Consider the following 25,337-nt stretch of genomic DNA (forward strand, 5'->3'; position numbering starts at 1 on the left):
TTGGTAAAATTTAAATAATTTAAATTTATTCATTTCAAGCTTAAATTATTTTATTATCTTAATATTTATTCATATCCTTATTATACTTATTCATAAACTATAGTTAAGTATATATTTTTTCTTTATTTTTTATATTAACTGGTTAGTAAAATATTTATAGCACTTCACGCATTATGCATAAGATATAATTATAAATTTAGAGGGGGAATTAAATTGCAAACAACTAACGCTCCAAAGAAATCGCTTCTTAGAATTAAACTAGATGACAAACCACCTATGAAACAAACTTTAATTCTTGCATTTCAAGCAATTTTTGCATGTTTCAGTGGTATAGTAGCAGTTCCACTAGTAGTAGCTGGTGCACTAGGATTAAAAATATCTGATACATCATTTCTGGTTTCATGTGCCCTATTTGCTTCTGGTCTTACAACACTTATTCAAGCTAAAGGTATTGGACCCATAGGAAGCAAGCTTCCATTTATCATGGGTACCTCCTTTGCTTTTGTAAGTCCGGCTATTGCCATCGGTAGCACTTATAACGGCAATATGACTTTAGGTATTGCTACCATATGTACAGCTACAATGGTAGGTGCCTTACTAGAAGTAATTCTAAGCTTTTTTATTAACCATGTTAAAAAAATTTTTCCACCACTTGTTACTGGTACTGTTGTTACTATGATAGGCATCACTATCATTCCTGTTGGAATTGATTGGTTAGCTGGAGGCTCTGGAAACCCAAACTATGGAGATCCTAAATTTTTATTGCTTGGTGCTATTGTCCTAATTATTATTATAATTACCAATCAATCTAAAAATACTTTTATAAGTTCTTGCTCAATATTTATAGGTATATTATGTGGATATTTATTAGCTATACCTCTCAACTTATTAGACACTACTCCAATATCTGCTGCATCCTGGATTTCTATTCCTAGACCTCTTAAATTCGGAATTAAATTCTCTATACCAGCGATTATTAGTTTTTTAGCTGTTTATCTAGCAACTACTGTAGAAACTGTAGGTGATACTCTAGCTATTGGAGAGGCATGTGAAATTGAGGTTTCTGACAACCAACTTTCTGGAGGTGTACTTTGTGATGGTCTTGGATCAATTCTAGCTGGATTTTTTAACTCTACTGCAAATACATCCTTTAGCCAATGTACTGGCCTTATAAATGTTACAGGAGTTGCTAGTAGGTTTGTTATAATTATAGCTGGAATAATATTATCTATAATGGGTCTGATACCAAAATTTGCTTCTTTAATATCAATTATGCCTAGTCCAGTTCTTGGAGCTGCTGGTATAGTTATGTTCGGTTCTATTGCTTGTTCTGGTATTAAAATTCTAGGCAAAGTTGATATGACTAGAAGGAACATTTTTGTAATTGGGATATCTTTTGCTTTAGGTGTAGGTGTCATTGTTAGACCTGAAGCTCTTAGTATGTTCCCAGAATCCTTACAAATAATCTTTGGTTCTGGTGTAACAACTGCAACTATATTTGCTGTAATATTAAACTTAATCTTACCTAGCGATAAGTCTCAAAAACCTGTTATTAAAACTAAATCTGGTATATCTTTAAGCAAATAACTACTTTGTATTCCCCAAATCTATATAAGAGATATAGAAAGTTGATCACGACTCTTTATATCTCTTATTTTTCCACAAAAAATTCCAGCCTAAATATCAACTGGAATTTTTTCTATTCAATTTATTTCTTAAGGGATTTTTTTGTAGCATTAAATATTTTTTGATATCCTGTACATCTACATAAATGTCCAGATATTTCTCTTTTTATTTCTTCATCAGTATAATCCTTACCACTATTTACCAATGCTGTAGTTGTAAGTACTAATCCTGGAGTACAGAATCCACATTGAATTGCACCCTCTTCTATAAATGCCTTTTGCACCTTTGATAAGTTTCCATTTTCTGATACCCCCTCTATAGTTAAAATTTCTTTTTTATCAGCCCAAATAGCCATATAAATACATGAATCTATAGGTATTCCATCCACTAGTACTGTACAAGCTCCACATTCTCCAACTGAACATCCTTGCTTTACCCCTGTAAATTGAAGTCTATTTCTCAATACATCTAACAACGATTCTCGTACATCTACTTCTAAATTATAATTTTTTCCATTTACTTTTACTGATATCTTTTTATAATTCTTATCAATCATAATAAAATCCCACCTTATTTAGTTACTTCATAAATACCTCGTACTGTTAATTCTTTTATTAAATGCTCCCTATAAGCCTTTGATGCTCTCCATGAGTCTCTAGCACTTGCTGATTTTACTGCATATTGTGCAATATTATTAATATTTTTTTCTGAATATTCTAAACCAAGGGCATACTTCTCTGCATCCTTACATCTTATAGGAGTAGGCGCAGCTACCCCTAACGCTATTCTTAAATCTTTAAATTTATTTTCCTTCTTACTAGCTACAACGCATACACCTAGCATAGAAATATCCATTGCCTTTCGATTACTATACTTAATATATGTTCCTCTTACTCCCTCATAGTCTTTTTTTTCAATAAAAATGCTTATTAGAATTTCATCTTTTCTTATATTAACCTTTCCAGGACCTTCGTAGAATTCCTCTATTGGAACTATTCTCTCCCCCTTAAAACTTCTAAGTCTTAATTTAGCATTAAATGCAAATAAACTTGGTGCACTATCTGCTGAAACAGCTCCATTACATACATTCCCTCCAATAGTGGCCATATTTCTTATTTGTGGTCCTCCCATAGATACAGCACCTTGCCCTAAAGCAGGAATAAAATCTTTTATAATTTTATTTCTATATATATTAGTAAAGCAAGTAGTGGAGCCAATTTCTATGGTGTCATTTTCTAGAACCTTTATGAAGTCTAATTCTTTTAAATTTTTTAGACTTAAAAGTTCTACTTCTTCCATATCACCATGATGCAATTTAATTAAAACATCAGTTCCACCAGATATTATTTTTAGATTATTATTTTCATGAAGAATTTTTACTGCCTCTTCTACACTTCTAGGCTCTTGTATATTCTTAATATCAAACATTTTTATCTTTAATAGAGATTTAACACTCTACTAAAATTCACCTCCTTCTATATTTATATAGTCTACTAACTATACAATCTGCACTCTTAAATTTAAGGTAAATCCTATATTAAGCCCTCTTCCTTAAACTTTTCAAATACTCTTTTTGGATTCATTGGTATTCTATTAAAAGCAACACCAGTTGCATCTAAAACTGCATTTCTTATAGCTGGGGCTGGAGAAAGTGTTGTATTTTCGCCTAGAGATTTTTGTCCAAAACTTCCTGCATCATCTGGAATTTCTACAAATGCTGAACCAATATTAGGCGTGTCTAAAATAGTTTGTAATTTATAGTCTAAAAGATTGTTATTAAGAGCTCTTCCAGTCTTCTCATCAAATATCATTTGCTCTGATAAAGCATATCCTAGTGCCATACTTACACCACCGTGAACTTGCCCTTCTGCTAGCATTGGATTAATTATAGTTCCAGAATCATGAATATTATATATTTCTACTACGGTTATTTGACCAGTTTTTATGTCTACTTCAACCTCTGCAAAGGTTGCTCCATAAGCAACTACATTAGTCCTTATATTAACAGAAGTGTCACTAGTTATAGGAGAACTGTAAATCCTATCATAAAATGATTCTAACGCTATATGCTCAAGAGAACAGACAACTATACCCGTTGTTTTTTCAACTACATTACAATCAACTATATCCATTACCTCTGGATTGAGGCCATTTTTTCTGCTAGCAAACTGAAGAACTTTACTCTTTACCTCCATAGCAGCTTTTTTAACTGCAGCACCTGTAACAAAAGTTTGTCTTGATGCATAAGCACCTGTATCAAATGGAGTAATATCAGTATCTTGATTTGAAATTACATGAACCATATCAATTGGAATGCCTAAAACCTCTGAAGTCATTTGTGCAAATATAGTATCACTACCTTGACCAATTTCTGTAGCCCCGATTTGCAACTGTACTGAACCATCTTGATTCATCACAATCCTTGCACCTGCTGCTTCTAGAGCTACGGGATAGGTACCTGCAAAATAACTAAAACAAGCCATTCCCACTCCATGTCTTAAACTACCTATTTGATTTTTATATAGCTTTTTCTTTTCATTCCAATTTATTAATTCCATTCCCTTTTCAAGACACTGTGATAGTCCCATGGAGCGCACCACATTTTTGGAGGATGGATCTACATGATTTTGCTTCACCAAATTTTTCAATCTGAATTCCACAGGATCTATATTTAGTTCTCTAGCAATATCATCTAAATGACTTTCTAGAGCAAATGAAATTTGTGGAACTCCATATCCTCTCATAGCTCCTGCTACCGGCATATTAGTATATACAGTTTTAGGCTCATATTTTATAGCATTAAAATTATATAATGGTCTAAATTTACTCCCACAGCTCATGGTCACTGAATGTCCATGAGATGCATATGCTCCATTATTTACTAAGTTCTTTATATCTATTGCTAGTAACTTACCTTCCTTAGTAACTCCAGTTTTAAATGTAAATCGCATAGCATGACGAACCCTTGTGTCTATAAAACATTCTTCTCTAGTTAATGCATATCTAACTGGTCTTCCATTAACCGCAAGTGTCATTGCTGCAGTTAATGGCTCTATAACAACATCTTGCTTATTTCCAAATCCACCACCTATATATGGCTTTATAACCCTTATTCTTCCCCATGGCATCCCTAGTGCCTGTCCTACTATCCTTCTTACAATATGTGGTATTTGAGTAGAAGTTACTATTACAATTCTTCCATCTGACTCCATATAAGCATACGCACTATGATTTTCCAGATGACAATGTTGTACAGTACTAGTATTAAATTTACATGTAAATACTTTGTCAGCTTCTTTTAACTCTATTTCTACGTCTCCTACTTCATTGCCAAAAGAGCTAATAATATTATTTTGTCTTTCTTCATGTATTATTGGGGCACCTTCTTTTATAGCTTCTTCCTGATCCATTACAAATGGCAACACTTCATATTCTACATCTATAAGTTTTATAGCTTTTAGAGCTATTATTTCATCTATGGCCACAACTGCCGCCACTGGTTCTCCACAAAAGCGAACTTTATCAGTAATGATTAATCTATCTTCTACATCTCTATGTGCTTCATCAAAGGTCCAAGGATGTCCAGCCGTTGCAAATTTTATTTTTGGTAAATCTTGATAAGTAATTACTGCTTCAACACCATCTAAATTTTTTGCTTTAGAAACATCAATACTTCTTATTTTTGCATGGGCATAAGGACTTCTAAGCACCTTTCCTATTAGCATTTCCCTTTCAAAATAGTCATCAGCATACTTAGCCTTCCCTGTAACCTTTGCCACACCATCTAATCTAGATACACTACTACCTATTACCTTATAATTCATAATTCTCTTTAGCAAGATTATAATCCTACTAAAGCACCTCCCTTTATTCTTACTGATTAATTAGTCACAAAAATATATAACTATACAAGCTTTTTAGTGTTTTCTATAACTTTAACTCTCTACCTACGTAATTTCCTTTTTCATTACCTACCAATTTTCCATCCTTTATAATAAATCTTCCCCTTGAAATAGTCGTAATTACTTTACCTTTTACATCTAGTCCTTCATATAAATTGTAGTCACAATTGGAATGAGAGTATTTTATTTTATGTCTATCTAAAGGGTCAAATATTACAACATCAGCATCTGATCCTGGGAGTAACGTTCCTTTTTTAGGATATAAACCATGAATCTTTGCTGGATTCTTTGTAAATTTATCAATTATTTTATCACCAAACATTGTATACAATAAATTAAAAGAATATTCTATTCCACCTATTCCCATAGGAATTAAACCTAAAGTTGCTCTTGCTTTTTCATTAGATTTAAATGGACAATGATCAGTACCTATTACACTAACATGATCTATATTTTTTCTTAATTCATCAATTTCTTCTAAAGACCTAAGAGGTGGTGTTAAGGTATATAGAAAACCATCCTTTAATAAATAATTATCTTTAGATAAATAAAAATATTGAGGGCAGCTTTCTATAAATAAATTTTTATTTATTAAACTTTTATATAAGTCCGTAATTCGTCTTAAAGATTCTCCTGAACTAAGGTGCACAATATACATATACCCATCCATATTCTTAGTCATTTCAGCTAAAGTTAAAACTTCTGTAGTCTCACATAATGTGGGTCTATTTTCTTCATGGGATCTTACTGGAAACTTTCCCTCTCTGATTAGCTCTTCATTTTCACTATGAGACATAAGTATAACCTTCATTCTTTTCGAAATTTTCAGTAAATTACTGATAGTTCTTAATCCAGTTTTTCTATTACTGGAACTATAAGTAGTAAAGAATTTTATGCTACAAATTCCCCTCTTTTTAATCTCCTCAATAAATAGTTCTTCATTATCCTGAAAATTTGCAATAGTACTATGAAATCCATAATCTACAACAGAAACCTTTGCTTTTCTTTTTCTGTCTACAAAAGCTTTTTCTAACTCTTCAATATTTTTTACTGGATCTAAAAAATCTATAAATGTAGTAATTCCACCATATGCAGCTACTATAGAACCATTGTAAAAATCATCAGCAGAAACCTCATTACCCACCCTAAGCTGAAAATGTACATGAGGATCTATAAATCCTGGTAATACATAATTTCCTTTTGCATCATAAATATCTTTTGATAAGAAAATATCCTTTGATAGGTTTTTAATAATTCCATTATCAATGTACAAATTTCCTCTAATAAATTCCCCTTCCACATATATATTCCCATTGACTATGGCTAAATCATAACAATTCACAATATCAACCCCACATATTTGCTTTATAATAATATTTTACCATTATTTTCTTTTATTTACCATAAAATATTATTGTACTAATAGAAATTATTGATATGAAATATTAAATTAAATTCTCTAATATGGCTCTTGATAAACAGAGTTCTAAGCTTCAGAGGAAGTATTCCTCCCACGGAAGCTTAGAACTCGTTATCCAAGGACGTAGCAGCTCTTTGCTACCGCCTCGAAGAAGATGGAGTATTAGAGCTGGTAGTCATCGGATAAATATTTATTGTAATAGATTACATTTTTTTAAAATCCCACTATACAAATCTTTAAAAAAGTATTATACTGTTAGTGATTTGATGAATTATTGAAAATATTTTGTATATTTTCAATGTTAAACTTATTTAGTAAGGGGGTATTTTTTAAGTGTGTTGTAACTTAGAAAAAAATCAAATGTTTAAGGAATTAGAAGACTTTATTAATTCCTTACCTGTCAAAGATGGAGCTTTAATAGAGGTTTTGCATAAAGCTCAGCATATCTTTGGATATCTACCTAAGGAAGTTCAAACTTTCGTCGCTGATAAACTAAATTTACCTATATCTAAAGTTTATGGTGTTGTAACATTTTACTCATTTTTCACTACTGAACCTCGTGGTAAGAATGTAATAAATGTGTGCATGGGTACTGCATGTTTTGTTCGTGGTGCTGGAGATGTTCTTAAAGAATTTGAAAAAGAACTAGGTATTAAATCTGGACAAACTACAGAAGACATGAAATTTACACTAGGTTCTTTAAGATGTGTTGGTGCTTGTGGTCTAGCTCCTGTTTTAACTGTAAATGATAAGGTTTACGGTCACTGTACTCCAGACCAAGTAAAAAGTATATTAGCTGAATATGAGTAGAATTAGGAGGTAACAAAGTTGAATAAAATAAATTCCTTTGAAGAATTAAACAAAATTTATCAGGAATACAAATCATCCCTTGATATTAGAAAAGCAACTGGTATCGATGGCTTTGTTTGTGAAAAAAATAACTATAAAAAAGAAATACTTATTTGCGGAGGAACTGGGTGTAAGTCTGCACAAAGTGATTTAATTAAAGATAACCTTGAAAAAGAAATTAGTAAGTTAGATTTGGAAGATGAAGTATACGTTTCCATAACTGGTTGTTTTGGTTTCTGTGAAAAAGGTCCTATAGTAAAAGTTACTCCAGATGATGTGTTTTATGTTCACGTAACTCCTGAGGATGCTGAAGAAATCATAAATGAACATATTGTTAATGGAAATGTTGTACAAAGATTACTTTACGAAGAGCCAACTATAAAAGAAAAAGTTAAGACTCAAGATGAAATGACTTTCTATAAGAAGCAAGTTAGAATAGCTCTAAGAAATTGTGGATTAATAAACCCTGAAAATATTGATGAATATATTGCCGAAAAGGGATATCTAGCTCTTGGAAAATGTCTAACAGAATGCACTCCTGATGACGTAATAAATGTTATATTGAAATCTGGACTAAGAGGAAGAGGCGGCGGCGGCTTTCCTACCGGAAAGAAGTGGCAATTTGCAAAAGGCTATGATGCTGATCAAAAATATATTATTTGTAATGCCGATGAAGGTGATCCAGGTGCATTCATGGATCGTTCGATTTTAGAAGGAGATCCAAATAGTGTTCTTGAAGCTATGGCTATAGCTGGTTATGCTATAGGTGCTACTAAAGGTAATATATATATTAGAGCTGAGTATCCACTAGCAATTCAAAGACTTAGAATTGCTATAAATCAAGCTAGAGAATATGGACTCCTTGGTGAAAATATACTAAATTCAGGCTTTGATTTTGATATTGAAATTAAATACGGAGCTGGTGCCTTTGTATGTGGTGAAGAAACTGCTCTTATTCATTCAATAGAAGGTAACCGTGGAGAACCAACAAATAAACCACCATTCCCTGCTGAATCTGGACTTTGGAACAAGCCAACTTGCGTTAATAACGTTGAAACTTTAGCGAATATTCCAGCTATTATTAATAATGGTGCAGATTGGTTTAGTTCAATCGGCACTAAATCTTCCGCTGGTACTAAGGTTTTTGCTCTTGCTGGTAAAATTAATAACGTTGGTCTTGTAGAAGTGCCTATGGGAACAACTTTAAGAGAAATTCTTTTTGAAGTAGGTGGAGGAATTAAATTTGATAAAGAATTCAAAGCTGTTCAAACAGGAGGACCTTCTGGTGGATGTATTCCTAAAGAATTTTTAGATACTCCTATTGACTTTGATTCTTTAAGTGCTATCGGTTCTATGATGGGATCTGGTGGAATGATAGTAATGGATGAAGATAACTGTATGGTTGATATAGCTAAATTCTATTTAGAATTTACAAAAGAGGAGTCTTGTGGTAAATGTACACCTTGTAGGATTGGTAACACTCGATTACTTGAAATTCTTGAAAGAATATCAAAGGGCGAAGGTGATTTAAGTGATCTGGATAAGCTTCAAGAGCTTAGTAACACTATAAAAGATACTTCACTTTGTGCTTTAGGACAAACTTCTCCTAACCCTATTCTTAGTACAATGAAATATTTCTATGATGAATATAGAAGTCACGTTGTAGATAAGATTTGTCCAGCAGGAGTTTGTAAGGACCTTATGAAATTTGTTATTACTGATAGATGTATTGGCTGTACTAAATGTGCAAGACAATGTCCAGTTGGCTGTATCGAAGGGAAAGTTAAAACTAAGCATGTAATTGACCATAGCAAATGTATTAAATGTGGTGCATGTAAATCTAGCTGTCCAGTTGATGCAATAGATCTAGTTTAATAATTTAAAAGAGGTGAAAGTATTGAGTTTAGTTACACTTAAAATAAATAATAAAGAAATATCAGTGGAGCAAGGAACCACAATTCTTGATGCTGCACGTAAGCTTAATATAAAAATTCCTACCCTTTGCTACCTAAATCTTCATGATAAAAAGACAACTAATAAACCTGGTTCTTGTAGAGTTTGTGTAGTTGAAGTGGAAGGAAGAAAAAATTTAGCACCATCTTGTTGTACAGCTGTTGCTCCAGGTATGGTTGTTAATACTAGTACTCCAAGAGTAATAGCAGCAAGAAAAACTATAATTGAACTTTTATTATCAGACCATTCTATGGATTGCTTAACCTGTCAAAAAAATTTAAATTGTGAACTCCAAGAGCTTGCTAGTACTTATGGAGTAACTAATTTAAAATATACTGGTTCAAAATCTGTAGCTGTAAAAGAACTTAAAAATCCATCTATAGTAAGAGATACTTCTAAATGTATTTTATGTAGAAGATGCGAAGCTGTTTGTAGCCAAGTTCAAAAGGTTGGTGCAATTGGACCAATAAATAGAGGTTTTAATACCACTATAAGCACTGCATTCTTTGAAGAGCTAAATAATAGCGCTTGTACTTTATGTGGTCAATGTATAAATGTTTGTCCTACTGGGGCATTAATGGAAAAAGATAATACTATAGATGTATTAAACGCTATAGGAAATAAAGATAAATTGGTAGTAGTTCAAACTGCTCCGGCTGTTCGTGCAGCACTTGGAGAAGAATTTGGTATTAAAGAAGGTGCTGTTACTGGCAAGATGGTTGAAGCACTAAGAGAACTTGGTTTTGATAAGGTTTATGATACTGATTTTGCTGCAGATTTAACTATTATGGAAGAAGCTACAGAATTTCTAGGAAGGTATAAGAGTGGTGAAAATCTTCCTATGATTACTAGTTGTTGTCCTGGATGGATTAATTTCATAGAAAAACATTATGGAAACCTATTAAATCTTCCATCAACATGCAAATCTCCTCAACAAATGTGGGGCGCTATTGCAAAAACATACCTTGCTGAAAAACTGGGTATACCATCGGAAAAACTTTATGTTGTATCTGTAATGCCATGTGTTGCCAAAAAATCCGAAGCTAATAGAGAAGAATTTGTCAATGAAAATAATAATCCAGATATCGATGTAGTTATAACTACAAGAGAATTAGCTAAAATGATTAAACGCTCTGGATTAGAATTTGCTTCTCTACCTTCCTCTGATTTTGATACTATTATGGGTGAATCTACTGGTGCTGGAGTTATTTTCGGAACTAGTGGTGGCGTTATGGAGGCTGCTTTACGTACTGCTTATGAATGGATTACAAATAGCACTTTAGAAGAACTTGATTTTAAATCTGTTAGAGGCCTTGAAGGAATCAAAGAAGCTTCATTAATTATTGATGGTAACAAAATTAATATAGCTATTGTAAATGGACTTGCAAATGCAAAGAATTTGTTAGATAATATAGAAGATACATCTAAAAAATATCACTTCATTGAAGTTATGGCATGTCCAGGAGGATGTATAAACGGTGGTGGTCAACCATATTCTAATGAGCAATATTCATTAATAGAAAAAAGAATGAATGCTCTTTATAGTGAGGATGCTAATAAGGTTATAAGAAAATCTCATGAAAACCCTGAGATAATAAAGCTTTATGATGAATTCCTTGGAAAACCTAATGGAGAAAAATCTCACCATTTACTTCATACTCACTATATAAATAGATAAACACCTTAATTTAGTTATTAGTTATTAGTCCCTAACTAATATAAATATAAACATAAAAATGATGGTATAAATAACTTATTTATACCATCATTTTTATATAGTTCCTTATTTACAATTATAAAAATTAAAAACATATAAAGTAATATTATCTTAAGTTATAAAAGAATGTTACAAATACTGGAACTAAAGAACTTAATATAACTCCATTTATAAATGCTATTACAGCTATCTCTGGATTTGTTGCTTTAGCTATAAGTGGTAATGTTGTATCCATAGAAGTAGCTCCTGCAGGTGCTATGGCTGTGTAGCCATTCAGCTTTTTAGCTAATATTGGAATTAAAATAACTGTTATCATCTCACGGAATACATTTGTTAAAAATGCTATAGCTCCTAAAGTATCTCCACCCATTTCTTTAAGCATTACTCCTGATAAGCTATACCATCCAAATCCTGAACCTATAGCTAAGCTCTCATTAAGAGCCATATTAAATAGGAATCCTACTAAAAGTCCTCCTAGTAAACTACCTACAATTCCTCCAAATGGTACTAACAAAACCTTAAATCCTGCCTTTTTTAGATCTTTAAATATGGTCTTGTTGCCACCTACATCTATACCAACTAAAAAGATTAAAACAAATAATGAAATGGATGCAAGATTATCAATACTACTCATTATTTCTGGTGGAAACACAAAATAACCACAACCCATTCCAACTAATATAGATACTATTATTATGTACGTCATATTACTTGTCCTCCCCACATGCCTCATTTAAAAGCTCACTACACTCTTCAATTACAACATTTTCATCTTCTACAATCTCTGCATTTAAAATTTCACTATGAAATTCAGTAACCACTTTTTCATTTTCTATTATTTCCGCATTTAAGATTGATTCTTCCTTGGGTAATTGATTTTCTTTAGGCATAAACTTTTCTGATAAAATGTACACAAGTACTATACTTACACCTATTGTAGCTACTGCAAATAAAAAAGACTTTAACCCTATGGTCGGAAGATTTTTTATTATGCCCTTATCAGCTCCTATAGAAGCTCCCATAGAAAATAATAAGAATATTACACCAAGTTGTTGTAATTTACCATTTATAATTTTCCCCTTCTCACCTAATTTTAGAAAGTACCCTACAATGGCACCGAGTATTAATGCAATTAAAATTTCCATATGTCCCCCTCCTCTACCACGTTATTATATCATAGATTTGGAAACAGTTACATTATATTTAGATTATTTTTATTATATTTAACTTTATACCTTTATACATGAAATTATTTGTAATAATAATGATAAATATATTTAATCTTGAATATATATAGGAATATATTAAAAATTGATAAATAAGGAGTTATAATATGAAGAACATCTTTATGCCCTACTATATTAACGGTGATACTATTAGAGATATGTATAAAATTGCTATAAATCGATATGAAAACATTGAAATAAGTGGAAAAAGAGAAGAAACTACAATTCAAGCTACTCTACCATTGTCCGAACTAACTTGTGGAAAAATTATTCAAGGTTCAGCTACAGTAACTTTATCTAAAAGTACTCAAAGAAAATCAATAGATGAAATAGAGAATTCATCTATTAATATATTTATAAATCTAGAAACTTTATTAAATCGAAACAATGCAATCAAATCTTTAAAAATATATAGTGACCTGAATACAATTTCTCCTGGAGATATTGTAGAATTACAGTGTACTATAGAAAAATCAGATAGTACTTTAGAACTTTTAAGAAATACATTAGAATTACTTGAGTTTCAACAAATAACTTCTGATATAGATAATACCTCTATGATTAATTGGATAAAAAGAAATATAAAATCTTTAACAGAAGATAAAGTATTAAAATATCCTGTCTCCCTTCCTTTTGATTCTGATTCTTTAGTCATTACTTCTGTTTGTAGTAAACATGCATCTATGGACATAGAGTGTTATATTGGTAGACCTTGTACAATTGTTGGTGAAATAGCAAGTTATGACTATCCCCAGTCAAATCATAATATTATTGATAGTAACCCTTTAGTATCTAAATTATTATGGGATTTTATTACATCTCATAGCAACTATAAAGACTTTGTTTCTCATTTAGACTATAATAATGAATTTCCTTCTGATAAGAAAGTGTTGGAAATTGTACCTTTTATAATTTATATGTAATAAATATCTTGTTTTAGTAATATTTATAGATTATGCTAATATTAATAATTATATCTATTAATATTAGGGGGATTTATATGGACAAGTATTTTAAACTTACTGAAAACGGAACTAACGTAAAGCGTGAAATTGTTGCTGGAATTACCACTTTTCTAACAATGGCTTACATTATTGCTGTAAATCCTAATTTCCTTAGTACAGCTATGGGTGATGGTACTGCTGGAGCACTTGTAACTGCTACATGTCTAGCTGCGGGACTTACTACTATACTCATGGGACTATATGCTAATGCACCTTTTGCACTGGCATCTGGTATGGGACTTAACGCCTTCTTCGCATTTACAGTATGCGGTGCCATGGGTGTTCCATGGCAAGTGGCACTTACTGCTGTTTTTGTAGAAGGTATAATTTTCATTATTCTTTCTGTAACTAGAGTGCGTGAAGCTGTAGTTAATTGTATCCCACTTACAATGAAGTACGCTGTTACTGCTGGTATTGGACTTTTTATTGCTTTTATAGGTTTAACAGGTGCAGGTATTGTAGTGTCTAATGAAGCTACCCTTGTATCTCTAGGTTCTATGGTAGCTCCTGGTGCTATAATCGCAGTTATTGGCATTCTTATTATAGCTATTTTGAACTCTAAAAATATCAAAGGAGCTATGCTTTGGTCCATTCTGATTTGTTCTATAATTGGTTGGATATATGCAGTTATAAATCCTGAAGGAGCTACCGCCGCTGGCATATATCTTCCAAATGGATTATTCAAATATGAATCTATTAAATCAATTGCCTTCAAGCTTGACTTCTCTGTATTCACTAATAGCTCAGCTATTCTTAATTTTATAACAATTTGTCTTACTTTCTTATTCGTAGACTTCTTTGATACTGTTGGTACATTAGTTGGAGTATGTTCTAAGGCCAATATGCTAGATAAAGATGGTAATGTGCCGATGGCAAAGAAAGCTCTACTTGTAGATGCTATAGGAACCACCTTTGGTTCTTTAGTTGGAGTTTCAACCGTTACTACTTATGTAGAAAGCGCAGCTGGAGTTAGTGAAGGTGGAAGAACTGGGTTAACAGCTGTTACTACAGGTATTTTATTCTTATTGGCAATGTTTCTATCTCCAATATTTATAGCTATACCAGGTTGTGCTACAGCTCCTTGCTTAATTTGGATTGGTTTTATGATGCTAGAAAGTGTTATGAAAATAGACTTTACCGATTTTACTCAAGGCTTCCCTGCATTCATTACTATAGCCGCAATGCCATTATGTTATAGTATCGGTGATGGTCTTACCCTTGGAATTCTTTCATATACATTAATAAACTTATTAAATAACATATTTGGTAAGAAAGAAACTAAAAAACCAATCTCAATAGTAATGTATATTCTATCCATCATATTTATACTAAAACTTATATTTATGTAATTTATGTTTTAGTTATCATTAATTTAAAAAGGTAATCACCGAAAATTTTTCAGTGATTACCTTTTGTTTATATCTATATATCCATAAGATTTCTTCTATAATTCATATATAATCTTCTTAGGATTCTCATATCTTCATCTACAATTAATTGTAACTCAGATAATTCCTTATAATTTTTATCATTAATTGCTTCTCTCATTTGAGTAAATAAGCTTCTACTTACATAATTATCTTTCATAAGTTTTTCTCTTAGCTTATTTATTTCACTCCATTTTTCAAGATCATACTCCATAAAATCATCGCCATTAGATCTTCTAATGTTTCTAATTTCATTAGAATAGTTTGGAAGAATTCTATGCTCTAACTCAGTAGTCCATCTTTCAAGTACAGCTTCCTTATATCCTTTAATTACTTTATTAGTTATTACTCCATCTTTAGTTAAAACATGTACTCTCGATTCATCATCAAAAGCTAATAAATTTTCATATACAGTACTTGGAGCCTTACCAAAATACTCTTCTCTTTCTTCCTCTGTATAGAATTCAAATACATCTTCTTCACTTCTATAACATCTGCCTTCCTCTAGGTAAGAAGTTTTTTCACCTGGTTTTTTAGAAAGTTCTGCTAAAAGTTCTTCTCTACTTTTATTATTTGTAACTACATAGCTTATTCCATCTACCATAGATATTATAACTGAAGATAATACTAAATAAATATTTGTATTAGGATTTGGTGATCTCAACTCAAACCTAGTAGCCATTGGATTAATTGCATCTCTCACTAGTCCAACAAGAATAGTTCTATTTCTTGAAGGCACATCTTTAGTAAATCCTAAGGAAGTTACTATACATACTGGTGCTTCAAAGCCTGGTTTTAATCTTTGTAATGCATCATAATTTGAAGAAACAAAGGGGTTTATTACTTCATAATTCTTTAATACTCCCATTATTGCTCCATATCCTACTTCACTTAAAAAGTCTTTTTCAGCATAACTGTGGAATAAATTCATCTTCTTACCATTTTTAAGCTTTAAAGTAACGCCTACATGTAAATGTTCTCCATTTCCTGCTACCTCTTCAATTGGTTTAGCTTGGAATGTAACTTCAAGACCATTTTTTCTAAAAGTTTCTTTTATTAGACCTCTTACCAAAAGTTCATTATCACAAGTTTGAAGGGCTGTAGAAAACTTCCAATCCACTTCTAATTGTTCCATTATGTGAGTTAGAACTCCAGACTCAGATAGTTTAGCTTTAACTCCCCCTACTTCTTTATGACCCATTTCTGGTTCTAGTCCATATTTAGCTAATAAATCTAAAGATTTTTCCAGTGCTGTTCTTACAGGACCCTTAGTTCTCTTCCAGTACTGCTCCTTTAATACTTGGGAAGTGGATAATTCTTCTATTTCAGCTAATTCATTTGGAGTATTTACCCAAAACTCTAATTCTGTAGCTGCTGTAATACTTACGTCCTCTATTTCATCATAGTTTATGTCAAAGTTAGTTAAAAATTGTGGATTTTCTTCAAATAACTTCATCATAGAAGCTCTAAAGTGATCTACAGAATTTTTTAGTATGTACCTAGAATCTACGGCAACATCTTCATGGTATAAGTGACATGGCATTCTAATAGTTCCTACTGGTTTATTTGTTTCTTCATCTATATAATCATAATTATAATCTACATACCAATTACAAGTTAAATCAACCTTCATATCTACCTTTGCATTATTAAGGGTAGCTATTCCCGGTAATATTACAGATGATCCATCAGTCTGGACAGCTGTACCATGTAAAAATGTCTCAATATCTTCTATGAAATTTTTAACAGGAATTTTTTCGTCTGTATCATTACCTAAAAAGTCAATACCAACTAGAGAAACAAATCTTATTTCCTTATGCTGCTGAAGTATTTTTAGTAACTCCTCTTTATTTTGTTTATTAGTAGGTATTACAAATAATAAACTCATATAATATAAGCCCCCTTTTATAATTGTGTTCAATATTTGCATTATAGCATAATATAAAAACATTGAATATAATTAATTTTGTTAACAATAAGTTAATATATATAGTTTTTTTTCGACCTTTTATTAAAAATATATTAATTTTTTACTTTTTGTTAATATATAATCCTTTACATTGTAAGTTAAACCTTTTCACTTTACGTAAAATATATAATTAACCCAATATAAAATTTACCTAAATATTTTAATGTTTATAATATTTCTTTTCATTCAAATTATTCTTTCTATTAATTATACAATTTATACAAATTATAGAACTCTAAAATTATTCAGTATATTGACATAACTTTAATAGAATTATACTATTAATTTATTGGCTAAAGTTGACTAAATTTAGTAAATATATAGTTTATATTAGAAATTAAGGAGAATACATTTATGAAATTATTATTTTTCGATACTGAAACTACTAGTATAAAACCCGGTAATATATGTCAATTATCATATATTACTGTTGATACTAGCACAAAACCTCAAACAACAGTAGGTAAAAATTATTTCTTCACTGTAGAAGAAATGAATGAAAGTGCTGAAGCTATACATGGCTTTTCTTTAGAAAAGCTCTACGAACTGAGTAATGGAAAATATTTCGAAGATACTTATGAGGAATTTATAGATGATTTTATCAATAGTGATATAATTATTGGACACAATGTTCAATTTGATATTAAATTTTTAAAAAGCGAACTAGAATTTTTAGATATTCCTTTTAATCCTAAAGGTTCATTTTGTACTATGTCATATTATAAAGAAATATGTAAAGCTACTAATTCTAGAGGCTTATTAAAAAATCCTTCTCTTGGAGAAGTGATAAACTTTTTAAACCTTAAGGAAGATTTTCTTCAAAATAAATGTACTTCTCTATTTGGTAAGACATCTGGCTATCATGATGCAAGATTTGATACAACTTGTACTTATATGTTAGTAATTCAAGGAATAAAAACTGGATTAATTCCTCCAAAATTTTTTACTAATATGTTACAATTTAAGTAATACTGTGAAGTAAAACTTTTATTTTAGGAGTGATTTAAATGATAGCTATTAAAAATGTTACTATCCACACTATGGCAGAAGATGAAATTATCAAAAATGGTGTTATACTAATTGATAATGGCAAAATATGCAACCTTGGTTCAAACATAGCAATTCCCGAAAACATAGAAATTATCGATGGAAAAAATGGCTTTTTAATGCCAGGTATTATTGATGCTCATTGTCATATTGGAATGTGGGAAGATGGATTAGGATTTGAAGGTAGTGATGGAAATGAAACTACTGATCCAGTTACGCCTCATCTTAGAGCTATAGATGCAATAAATCCTGTGGACAAATGTTTTCAAGAAGCATTAGAGGCTGGTATTACAACTGTAGCAACTGGTCCTGGAAGTGCTAATGTAATAGGTGGAACCTTCGCAACTATGAAAACTTATGGGAAAACTATAGATGATATGGTTATTAATGAATGTACCGCTATGAAATCTGCCTTTGGAGAAAATCCTAAGCGAGTTTATAGTGGTAAAAAAGTTACTCCAAGTACTAGAATGGCTACTGCAGCTATCCTTCGTGAAAATTTAATAAAAGCTAAAAATTATGTAGAAAAACAAGAAGCCTTCAAAAATGGTAATGCTAAAGCTCCAGACTTTGACATGAAGTTAGAAGCCTTAGCAAAGGTCATTAGAAAGGAAATTCCATTGAAATCTCATGCTCATAGAGCTGATGATATTCTTACTGCTATTAGAATAGCTAAAGAATTTGATTTAGACCTTTCTTTGGAACATTGTACTGAAGGACATTTAATAACCGAAAGCCTTAAAGATGAACATATAAAATCTATAATTATAGGTCCAAGCTTATCTGATAGAAGTAAAGTGGAACTGAAAAATTTAACATTTAAAACTCCTATGATTTTAAACAAAGCTGGAATAAAAGTTTCCATTATGACAGATCACCCTGTAATTCCACTTCAATATATATCTCTATGTGCTGCCCTTGCTGCTAGAGAAGGAATGGATGAAGAAGAGGCTTTAAGATCTATTACCATAAATCCAGCTCGTGCAATAAATGCTGATCATAGAGTTGGTAGTATTGAAGTAGGCAAAGATGCAGATATTATAATATATAATGGACATCCTTTTGATCTTAGAAATACTGTTAAACTTGTAATGATTGATGGTAAAGTAGTTAAAAATCAACTTTAATTTAATTAATCATTAATTTAAGTATATAAATAAAATATAACAGAATATTATTAGGGGGATTCCTTATTTAGAATATACCTAGTTACATTGATATGTAACTAGGTATATCTTATTATTACATATTATTCCACTTATCTTTACAATTCTACCATAACTTACATTTACAAATCTTAGGTTAATTTGTGGACTTTAGTTTTAAATTTTGTATAATACTAATTACAGCATTAAACAATCTTTTTATAGATAAAACCTTATTCTTTAATCATTTTATATTGTATATATTAAATTCTATTTTATAAAAAGATATATACAAATTTTAAGGAGGTAAGATTATTGATAGATAACATTAAAAAGAATTTAATTATTATTCCTTTAAGTATTTTAGTATTATCAATTGTAGCTTTAATTTTATTAAATATAGGTGCAGCTACAATCCCCTATAAAACATATTCAGATTTTTTACTGGACTTAGAAAGTAATAATATATCTAAGGTATCCATGTCTCAAACACCTAAAATTACTGTTATAGATAAGTTTGGAAAAAAATATTCTACAGATAATCCTAATAGTAATACTCTTAAAGAAACTCTTTTAAAAGAAGGTATTACAGTTGAAAGTTCTTCCACTTTACCAACAAATCAACGTATAGCAGTTATATTCCTCAGTCTTTCTGCTGTAACTACTATATTTATGACTATAAAAAGGAATAGTTCTGGTGGAACAATGACTTCTATTACTGCAATTGATGGACAAAGTGTTTCTAAGGATAAATTTAACTTTAATTCTGTAGCCGGTAATGATGAGGCTAAAGAAAGTTTAAAGGATATAGTAGATTTTCTTAAAAATCCAGAAAAATATGCTTCTTACGGCGCAAGAATGCCTAAAGGTGTAATTCTTTATGGAGATCCTGGAACTGGTAAGACTCTATTAGCAAAAGCTATAGCTGGTGAAGCTAAGGTTCCTTTCTATGCTGTATCTGGTTCAGACTTTGTTCAGATGTATGTTGGAGTAGGTGCAAGTAGAATTAGAAATTTATTCAAGAAAGCTAAGACTCATGGTAAAGCTGTTATTTTTATTGATGAAATCGATGCTATAGGTAAGCAACGTAGTTCTAATAAATCTGGTAATTCTGATGAAAAGGATCAAACCTTAAATGCTCTTCTAACTGAGATGTCGGGATTTAAAGAAAGTGAAGGTATTGTAGTTATAGCAGCTACTAATAGACTTGATATATTAGATGAAGCTCTTTTAAGACCTGGTAGATTTGATAGGCATATAGAGGTATCTCTTCCAGATATTAATGCAAGAGAAAAAATATTAAATCTTCACTTTAAAAATAAACCAGTAAGTGATATGAACATAAGAGATATCGCACATAATACAGCCTATTTTTCTGGTGCTAAATTAGAAAATTTAGTGAATGAAGCTGCTATAATTGCATGCAAAGAAGATGCTCCATATATCACTGGTGAACATATGGATAAAGCCTTTTCAATAGTAGTAGCTGGTCATGAAAAATTAGATAAAGAAGCCCTTAAAGAAGAAGATATGAAAATTACTGCTTATCATGAAGTTGGACATGCATTGATTTCCCACTTAAAAGTTCCAGAAGAAAAAATCTCTAAAATAACTATAATCCCTACCTCTAAGGGTGCAGGTGGATACACTTTAACTATAGGTGAAGATAACACCTACCATAATCTAGATTATTTAAAAAGAAAAATTATGGTTTTATTGGGTGGAAGAGCTGCCGAAGAAATTATCTTTGGCGAAGAAAAAATAACTACTGGAGCCTTCAATGATTTAAAGAAAACTACCAATATAGTTAATAATATGGTATGTGAATATGGTATGGGAAAATCTCTAGGTCTTTTAAGACTTTCAGAAATGCAAGGAATACCTACTGATTATTATACTACAGTAGTATTGGAAGAGTGTAAATCTGTACTAGATGAATTGTATGAAGAAGTTAAAAACACCTTAAATAATAATTTAGATTTATTAGTTAAGCTATCTGAAGAATTACTTTTAAAAGAAACTCTATATACTGATGACATTCTTAATCTAATATATGGTAAAACAAGCTAATCTATGTACAATATTATTTGAAACCTAGGGGTAATTCCTTAGGTTTTTATTTTAATGCTAATTATTGGTGTAGCATTAGAATACTTGTACTTATATATATAAAAAGGCATGAAACCATTTTAAATTTTTAGGTTTCATACCTTTTTATATTTTATATAGGTAATATTACATGTTATATACTAGATAAGTTTTACCTGAAATTAAAGCTTATCTAGTTATATATTGTTTAAAATTTATATATTGTTTAAAATGCTATTGTAGCTTAGATAGTTCTACTGCAAGTTTTGCTCCAACCTTAGCATTATTAAATACTAATTGAATGTTAGATTCTAAACTTGATCCACCTGTAATCTCCTTAACCTTAGAAAGTAAGAATGGTGTACTCTCTTTTCCTACTATTCCTTTCTCTTCCGCTTCCTTAACAGCTGTTTCTATAGCATTATTAATTGTATCATAATCCATTTCAAATTCTTCTGGTATTGGGTTTGCAACAACCATACCACCCTCTAAACCTAAATCCCATTTAGCCTTTAATGCTTTTGCAAGGATTTCTTCACTATCCACTTTATAGTCTACTTTAAAGCCAGATTTTCTTGTGTAGAATGCCGGTAATTCTTCTGTTTGGAATCCTACTACAGGTACTCCCTTAGTTTCTAGGTATTCACGAGTTAACCCTATATCAAGAATAGATTTACATCCAGCACATACTACAGCTACGTCAGTCATAGCTAATTCTTCAAGGTCAGCTGATATATCCATAGTCTGTGCAGCACCTCTATGAACTCCTCCAATTCCACCTGTAGCAAATACCTTAATTCCAGCAAGTGCTGCAATAATCATTGTAGATGCAACTGTAGTAGCTCCATTTAGTTTATTAGCAACTATAAAAGGTATATCCCTTCTGCTAGTTTTTATTACTCCAGAAGTTTTTCCTAAAAATTCAACTTCTTCAGTTGTTAATCCAACTTTTAATTTCCCTTCAAGAATAGCTATAGTTGCTGGGATTGCTCCATTTTCTCTAATTACGCTTTCCACTTTTAATGCAGTTTCTACATTTTTAGGGTAAGGCATTCCATGAGAAATTATAGTTGATTCTAAAGCAACTACTGGCTTTCCTTCCATTAATGCTGCTTTTACCTCTGGGTTTATATCTAAATATTTTTCTAACATTATTTAATCTCCTCCAATTTTTTATTTATATTTTCCAAAGACATATTTGGATTAATAGTATCTTTATGAGTAATTGCCAGTGAAGAACAAGCTGAAGCAACCTTCAAAGTATGTATTAAATCAAAATTATTCATACTTGAATATACTAATCCAGCAACAAAAGCATCTCCTGCACCATTAGCATTGACAACTTTAACTTTGGGTGGAGTAAATAATCCTTTACTTATCCCATCATTATAATATACTCCTTCTTCACCTAGACTTATAAATACATTTTTTACACCTAAGTTTAAAAAGTAATCACTAACTTTTTCTACCTCATCCATAGTACTAATTTTCATTCCTGATAAAATCTCAGCTTCAATTTTATTAGGTTTTATTGTATGAAACTTATGAATGATGTCCTTTACCTTAACTGCCTTAGATGATGATACTGTATCTAAGAAAAATTTTGTATTTTTAAAGTTATTAACTACATACTCTATTACTTCCTTAGGAATATTAGTGTCTATAATACATATTCTAGAACTTTCAATTACTGATTTTTTAGTTTTAATAAATTCTATGGTCATCTTATCATAGATATCCATGGATGAAATTGCTACCTTCATATCTCCAGAATAATCAAGAACAGACATATATACTGATGTAAATTCTCCATCTAATTTAAGGCTATGTTCTAAATCTAAACCAATTTCTCTGCCTTCATCTATAATCTTACGACCATAAATATCATTACCAATAACAGAAATTAGTTTTGTAGAAACTTCTAATCTACACAAATTTTCACCTATATTCCTACCAACCCCACCTAAAGAAAATTTTATATTTCCAGGGTTAGAATCATTAAGTCTTAACTCATCATTAGAAAATCCTACTATATCTATATTAGTTCCCCCTATTATAGACACAAAATTTTCTTTACTCATTACATATCCTCTACCTGAGATGTATCCTTTTTTTATAAGGTTTCCTATATGTACTCCTACAGATGACCTAGTAATCTTAAGAATATCTGCTATTTCATTTTGAGATATTAAGGGGTTATCCTTTATAAGATTTAATATTTCTTCTTCTCTATTTGTCATCATTTTCTCCTCTTAATATTTGCTTATTTTATAAAGATTTGCTTACTTGATTTTAGCATACTATAAAAATTAATGCAATAATATTTTATCCAAAAATTTTAATGTAATAAATTTATATTTATTTTTTCTCACTATAATATTCCTTAAAATTTGTAATTTATTACGAGTATGGAATTATATTATCTAAATTTATGTAAGTAATACCTTAATATTAGACAATGTATGCATTATTTTCTATTTAATTTTTAATTTATCCCCTATAGTTTTAATTATTCTTAAATCATATAAACAATTCAATATATTGCACCATAAAGATTTTCGAGTTATAATAAAGTTTGTACTATAGGAGTCATTAATACAATGTCTTTATAATTTATACTATAGGAATGGAGGAATATTATGGGACTATTAACTTTTAAACGAGGCATTCATCCGCCTCACGGAAAACATTTTTCAGAAAAAAAAGAAATTGAAACCTATCTTCCAAAGGGTGATTTAGTGTTCCCTATGAGCCAACATATAGGGGCTCCATGTGAACCTATTGTAAAAAAGGGAGATAAAGTTGTAGTTGGACAAAAAATTGGTGCAAGCACATCTTTTGTTTCATCTAATATCTATTCTAGTGTATCTGGAATAGTTAAAAATGTAACACCTATGCTTACATCAAATGGTTCAAAGGCTATGAGCGTTATTATTGAAAACGATAATACCTATGAAGAAATAGCCTATACACCACACGAAAATTATAAGAATTTATCTAAAAATGAGCTATTAGATATAATTCAAGAAGCTGGTATTGTAGGTCTTGGAGGTGCATGCTTTCCAACTCATGTAAAGCTAAATCCACCAAAAGAATGCAATATTGATACTATTGTTATCAATGCAGCTGAATGCGAACCTTACTTAACTTGTGACCATCAGTTAATGCTACAATATTCTAATGAGATAGCTGAAGGTTTAGAAATCCTTTCTCAAATGTTTCCTGAAGTAAAAATCTTCTTAGGTATTGAGAACAACAAAAGTGATGCTATAACAATAATGAAAGCAGTTGTAGAACCTATTAAAAATGTTGAAATAGCAGAACTTAAAACTAAGTATCCACAAGGTGCAGAAAAACAGTTAATCTATTCTGTTACTAAAAGAGAAGTTCCAACAGGAAAACTACCTGCAGATGCTGGTTGCATAGTTCAAAACGTAGCTACTATTTTTGCTATAAGAGAAGCAGTTATTCTTGGCAAACCACTTACTGAAAGAATAGTTACTGTTACTGGAGGTGCAATAAAAACTCCAAAAAACCTAAGAGTTAAATTTGGTACAAGCTTGAGAGAACTTGTTGATTATTGTGATGGATTTAACGAAGAGCCTGTTAAAGTTCTTAGCGGTGGTCCAATGATGGGAACTGCACTATTTACTTTAGACATTCCTGCAATAAAAGGTACTTCTGGTATACTTTGCTTAACAAAATCAGAGGCTGTGCCTACTGTTGAATCAAACTGTATCAGATGCGGAAAATGTGTTAACGCATGTCCAATGTTCTTGCTTCCAAATAAACTTAATGCTCAAGTTGTAAGAGGCGATTATGAAAACTTTGAAAAGTTTGGTGGACTTAACTGCATTGAATGTGGTGCTTGTAGCTATTCTTGCCCTGCTAAGAGAAATTTAACTCAAACTTGCAAAGAGGGTAAAAAAAGAGTTATAGCTAATAAAAAGAAGAAGTAGAGGTG

The 25,337-nt window shown here is 30.9% G+C and carries 19 protein-coding genes; 10 read left to right on the plus strand and 9 right to left on the minus strand.

Annotated features, from left to right (window positions below):
- The first annotated feature begins 213 nt into the window (after nt 1-213).
- Nucleotides 214-1,587 carry a nucleobase:cation symporter-2 family protein gene (locus tag B3Z56_RS16230; RefSeq protein WP_346846560.1) on the plus strand — a complete coding sequence of 458 codons (1,374 nt, stop codon included), beginning with the start codon at nt 214-216 and terminating at the stop codon, nt 1,585-1,587.
- 121 nt (nt 1,588-1,708) lie between these two features.
- Here B3Z56_RS16230 and xdhC read toward each other — a convergent pair whose 3' ends face one another.
- The 4 genes from xdhC to B3Z56_RS16250 all read right to left on the minus strand — a co-directional run bounded on the left by xdhC (nt 1,709) and on the right by B3Z56_RS16250 (nt 6,870).
- Complete coding sequence (gene xdhC, locus B3Z56_RS16235) at nt 1,709-2,182, minus strand: xanthine dehydrogenase subunit XdhC (protein WP_346879198.1); 474 nt, start codon at nt 2,180-2,182, stop codon at nt 1,709-1,711.
- A gap of 14 nt (nt 2,183-2,196) precedes the next feature.
- Nucleotides 2,197-3,054 (minus strand): xanthine dehydrogenase subunit XdhB, encoded by an 858-nt coding sequence (gene xdhB, locus B3Z56_RS16240; RefSeq protein ID WP_346876955.1) that lies wholly within the window; start codon nt 3,052-3,054, stop codon nt 2,197-2,199.
- Between the two features lie 104 nt (nt 3,055-3,158).
- Nucleotides 3,159-5,450 carry a xanthine dehydrogenase molybdenum-binding subunit XdhA gene (gene xdhA, locus B3Z56_RS16245; RefSeq protein ID WP_346879199.1) on the minus strand — a complete coding sequence of 764 codons (2,292 nt, stop codon included), beginning with the start codon at nt 5,448-5,450 and terminating at the stop codon, nt 3,159-3,161.
- A 103-nt stretch (nt 5,451-5,553) separates the two neighbouring features.
- Nucleotides 5,554-6,870, minus strand: a complete 1,317-nt coding sequence (locus B3Z56_RS16250) for an amidohydrolase family protein (protein WP_346879200.1) — start codon at nt 6,868-6,870, stop codon at nt 5,554-5,556.
- Between the two features lie 411 nt (nt 6,871-7,281).
- Here B3Z56_RS16250 and nuoE point away from each other — a divergent pair, with 411 nt between their 5' ends.
- Genes nuoE through B3Z56_RS16265 form a run of 3 tightly spaced genes read left to right on the plus strand, consistent with a single transcriptional unit; the run spans nt 7,282 to nt 11,428 of the window.
- Nucleotides 7,282-7,758 carry an NADH-quinone oxidoreductase subunit NuoE gene (gene nuoE / locus B3Z56_RS16255; protein WP_035133630.1) on the plus strand — a complete coding sequence of 159 codons (477 nt, stop codon included), beginning with the start codon at nt 7,282-7,284 and terminating at the stop codon, nt 7,756-7,758.
- A gap of 18 nt (nt 7,759-7,776) precedes the next feature.
- Nucleotides 7,777-9,672 (plus strand): NADH-quinone oxidoreductase subunit NuoF, encoded by a 1,896-nt coding sequence (locus tag B3Z56_RS16260; protein ID WP_346846555.1) that lies wholly within the window; start codon nt 7,777-7,779, stop codon nt 9,670-9,672.
- 22 nt (nt 9,673-9,694) lie between these two features.
- Nucleotides 9,695-11,428, plus strand: coding sequence for an NADH-dependent [FeFe] hydrogenase, group A6 (locus tag B3Z56_RS16265; RefSeq protein ID WP_346879201.1), 1,734 nt, complete (start codon nt 9,695-9,697; stop codon nt 11,426-11,428).
- Nucleotides 11,429-11,573: 145 nt separating this feature from the next.
- Here the strand turns inward: B3Z56_RS16265 and B3Z56_RS16270 are convergent, their stop codons facing one another.
- Together B3Z56_RS16270 and B3Z56_RS16275 are read right to left on the minus strand one after the other, a co-directional pair.
- Nucleotides 11,574-12,173, minus strand: coding sequence for a lysine exporter LysO family protein (locus B3Z56_RS16270; RefSeq protein ID WP_346879202.1), 600 nt, complete (start codon nt 12,171-12,173; stop codon nt 11,574-11,576).
- A 1-nt stretch (nt 12,174) separates the two neighbouring features.
- Nucleotides 12,175-12,612, minus strand: a complete 438-nt coding sequence (locus tag B3Z56_RS16275; RefSeq protein ID WP_346846553.1) for a LysO family transporter — start codon at nt 12,610-12,612, stop codon at nt 12,175-12,177.
- Nucleotides 12,613-12,800: 188 nt separating this feature from the next.
- Here B3Z56_RS16275 and B3Z56_RS16280 point away from each other — a divergent pair, with 188 nt between their 5' ends.
- Together B3Z56_RS16280 and B3Z56_RS16285 are read left to right on the plus strand one after the other, a co-directional pair.
- Nucleotides 12,801-13,616 carry a hypothetical protein gene (locus B3Z56_RS16280; RefSeq protein ID WP_346846552.1) on the plus strand — a complete coding sequence of 272 codons (816 nt, stop codon included), beginning with the start codon at nt 12,801-12,803 and terminating at the stop codon, nt 13,614-13,616.
- 77 nt (nt 13,617-13,693) lie between these two features.
- Nucleotides 13,694-15,046, plus strand: coding sequence for an NCS2 family permease (locus B3Z56_RS16285; RefSeq protein ID WP_346846551.1), 1,353 nt, complete (start codon nt 13,694-13,696; stop codon nt 15,044-15,046).
- 73 nt (nt 15,047-15,119) lie between these two features.
- Here the strand turns inward: B3Z56_RS16285 and B3Z56_RS16290 are convergent, their stop codons facing one another.
- Nucleotides 15,120-17,012, minus strand: coding sequence for a glutamine synthetase (locus B3Z56_RS16290; RefSeq protein ID WP_346846550.1), 1,893 nt, complete (start codon nt 17,010-17,012; stop codon nt 15,120-15,122).
- 435 nt (nt 17,013-17,447) lie between these two features.
- On the opposite strand from B3Z56_RS16290, the gene B3Z56_RS16295 reads away from it, so the two are divergent.
- From B3Z56_RS16295 to B3Z56_RS16305, 3 genes are all read left to right on the plus strand, one after another.
- Complete coding sequence (locus tag B3Z56_RS16295; protein WP_346846549.1) at nt 17,448-18,062, plus strand: 3'-5' exonuclease; 615 nt, start codon at nt 17,448-17,450, stop codon at nt 18,060-18,062.
- A gap of 38 nt (nt 18,063-18,100) precedes the next feature.
- Entirely contained in the window at nt 18,101-19,267 is a 1,167-nt protein-coding gene (locus B3Z56_RS16300; RefSeq protein ID WP_346846548.1) for an amidohydrolase, read from the plus strand.
- 336 nt (nt 19,268-19,603) lie between these two features.
- Nucleotides 19,604-21,355 carry an ATP-dependent metallopeptidase FtsH/Yme1/Tma family protein gene (locus B3Z56_RS16305; RefSeq protein WP_346846901.1) on the plus strand — a complete coding sequence of 584 codons (1,752 nt, stop codon included), beginning with the start codon at nt 19,604-19,606 and terminating at the stop codon, nt 21,353-21,355.
- Nucleotides 21,356-21,607: 252 nt separating this feature from the next.
- On the opposite strand, the gene B3Z56_RS16310 is transcribed toward B3Z56_RS16305, so the two are convergent.
- On the minus strand, nt 21,608-22,525 hold the full coding sequence (locus B3Z56_RS16310; protein WP_346876959.1) for a pseudouridine-5'-phosphate glycosidase: 918 nt from the start codon (nt 22,523-22,525) through the stop codon (nt 21,608-21,610).
- Nucleotides 22,525-23,613, minus strand: coding sequence for a PfkB family carbohydrate kinase (locus B3Z56_RS16315; protein WP_346877188.1), 1,089 nt, complete (start codon nt 23,611-23,613; stop codon nt 22,525-22,527). Before B3Z56_RS16315 ends, B3Z56_RS16310 begins: the two co-directional genes overlap by 1 nt.
- 399 nt (nt 23,614-24,012) lie before the next feature.
- Here B3Z56_RS16315 and rsxC point away from each other — a divergent pair, with 399 nt between their 5' ends.
- Nucleotides 24,013-25,332: an electron transport complex subunit RsxC gene (rsxC, locus tag B3Z56_RS16320; protein WP_346876960.1), complete on the plus strand. Its 1,320-nt coding sequence runs from the start codon at nt 24,013-24,015 to the stop codon at nt 25,330-25,332.
- Nucleotides 25,333-25,337: the final 5 nt, after the last annotated feature.

It is taken from the genome of Clostridium sp. UBA7791 (assembly GCF_002480755.1).
Classification (GTDB): Bacteria; Bacillota; Clostridia; order Clostridiales; family Clostridiaceae; genus Clostridium_J; species Clostridium_J sulfidigenes.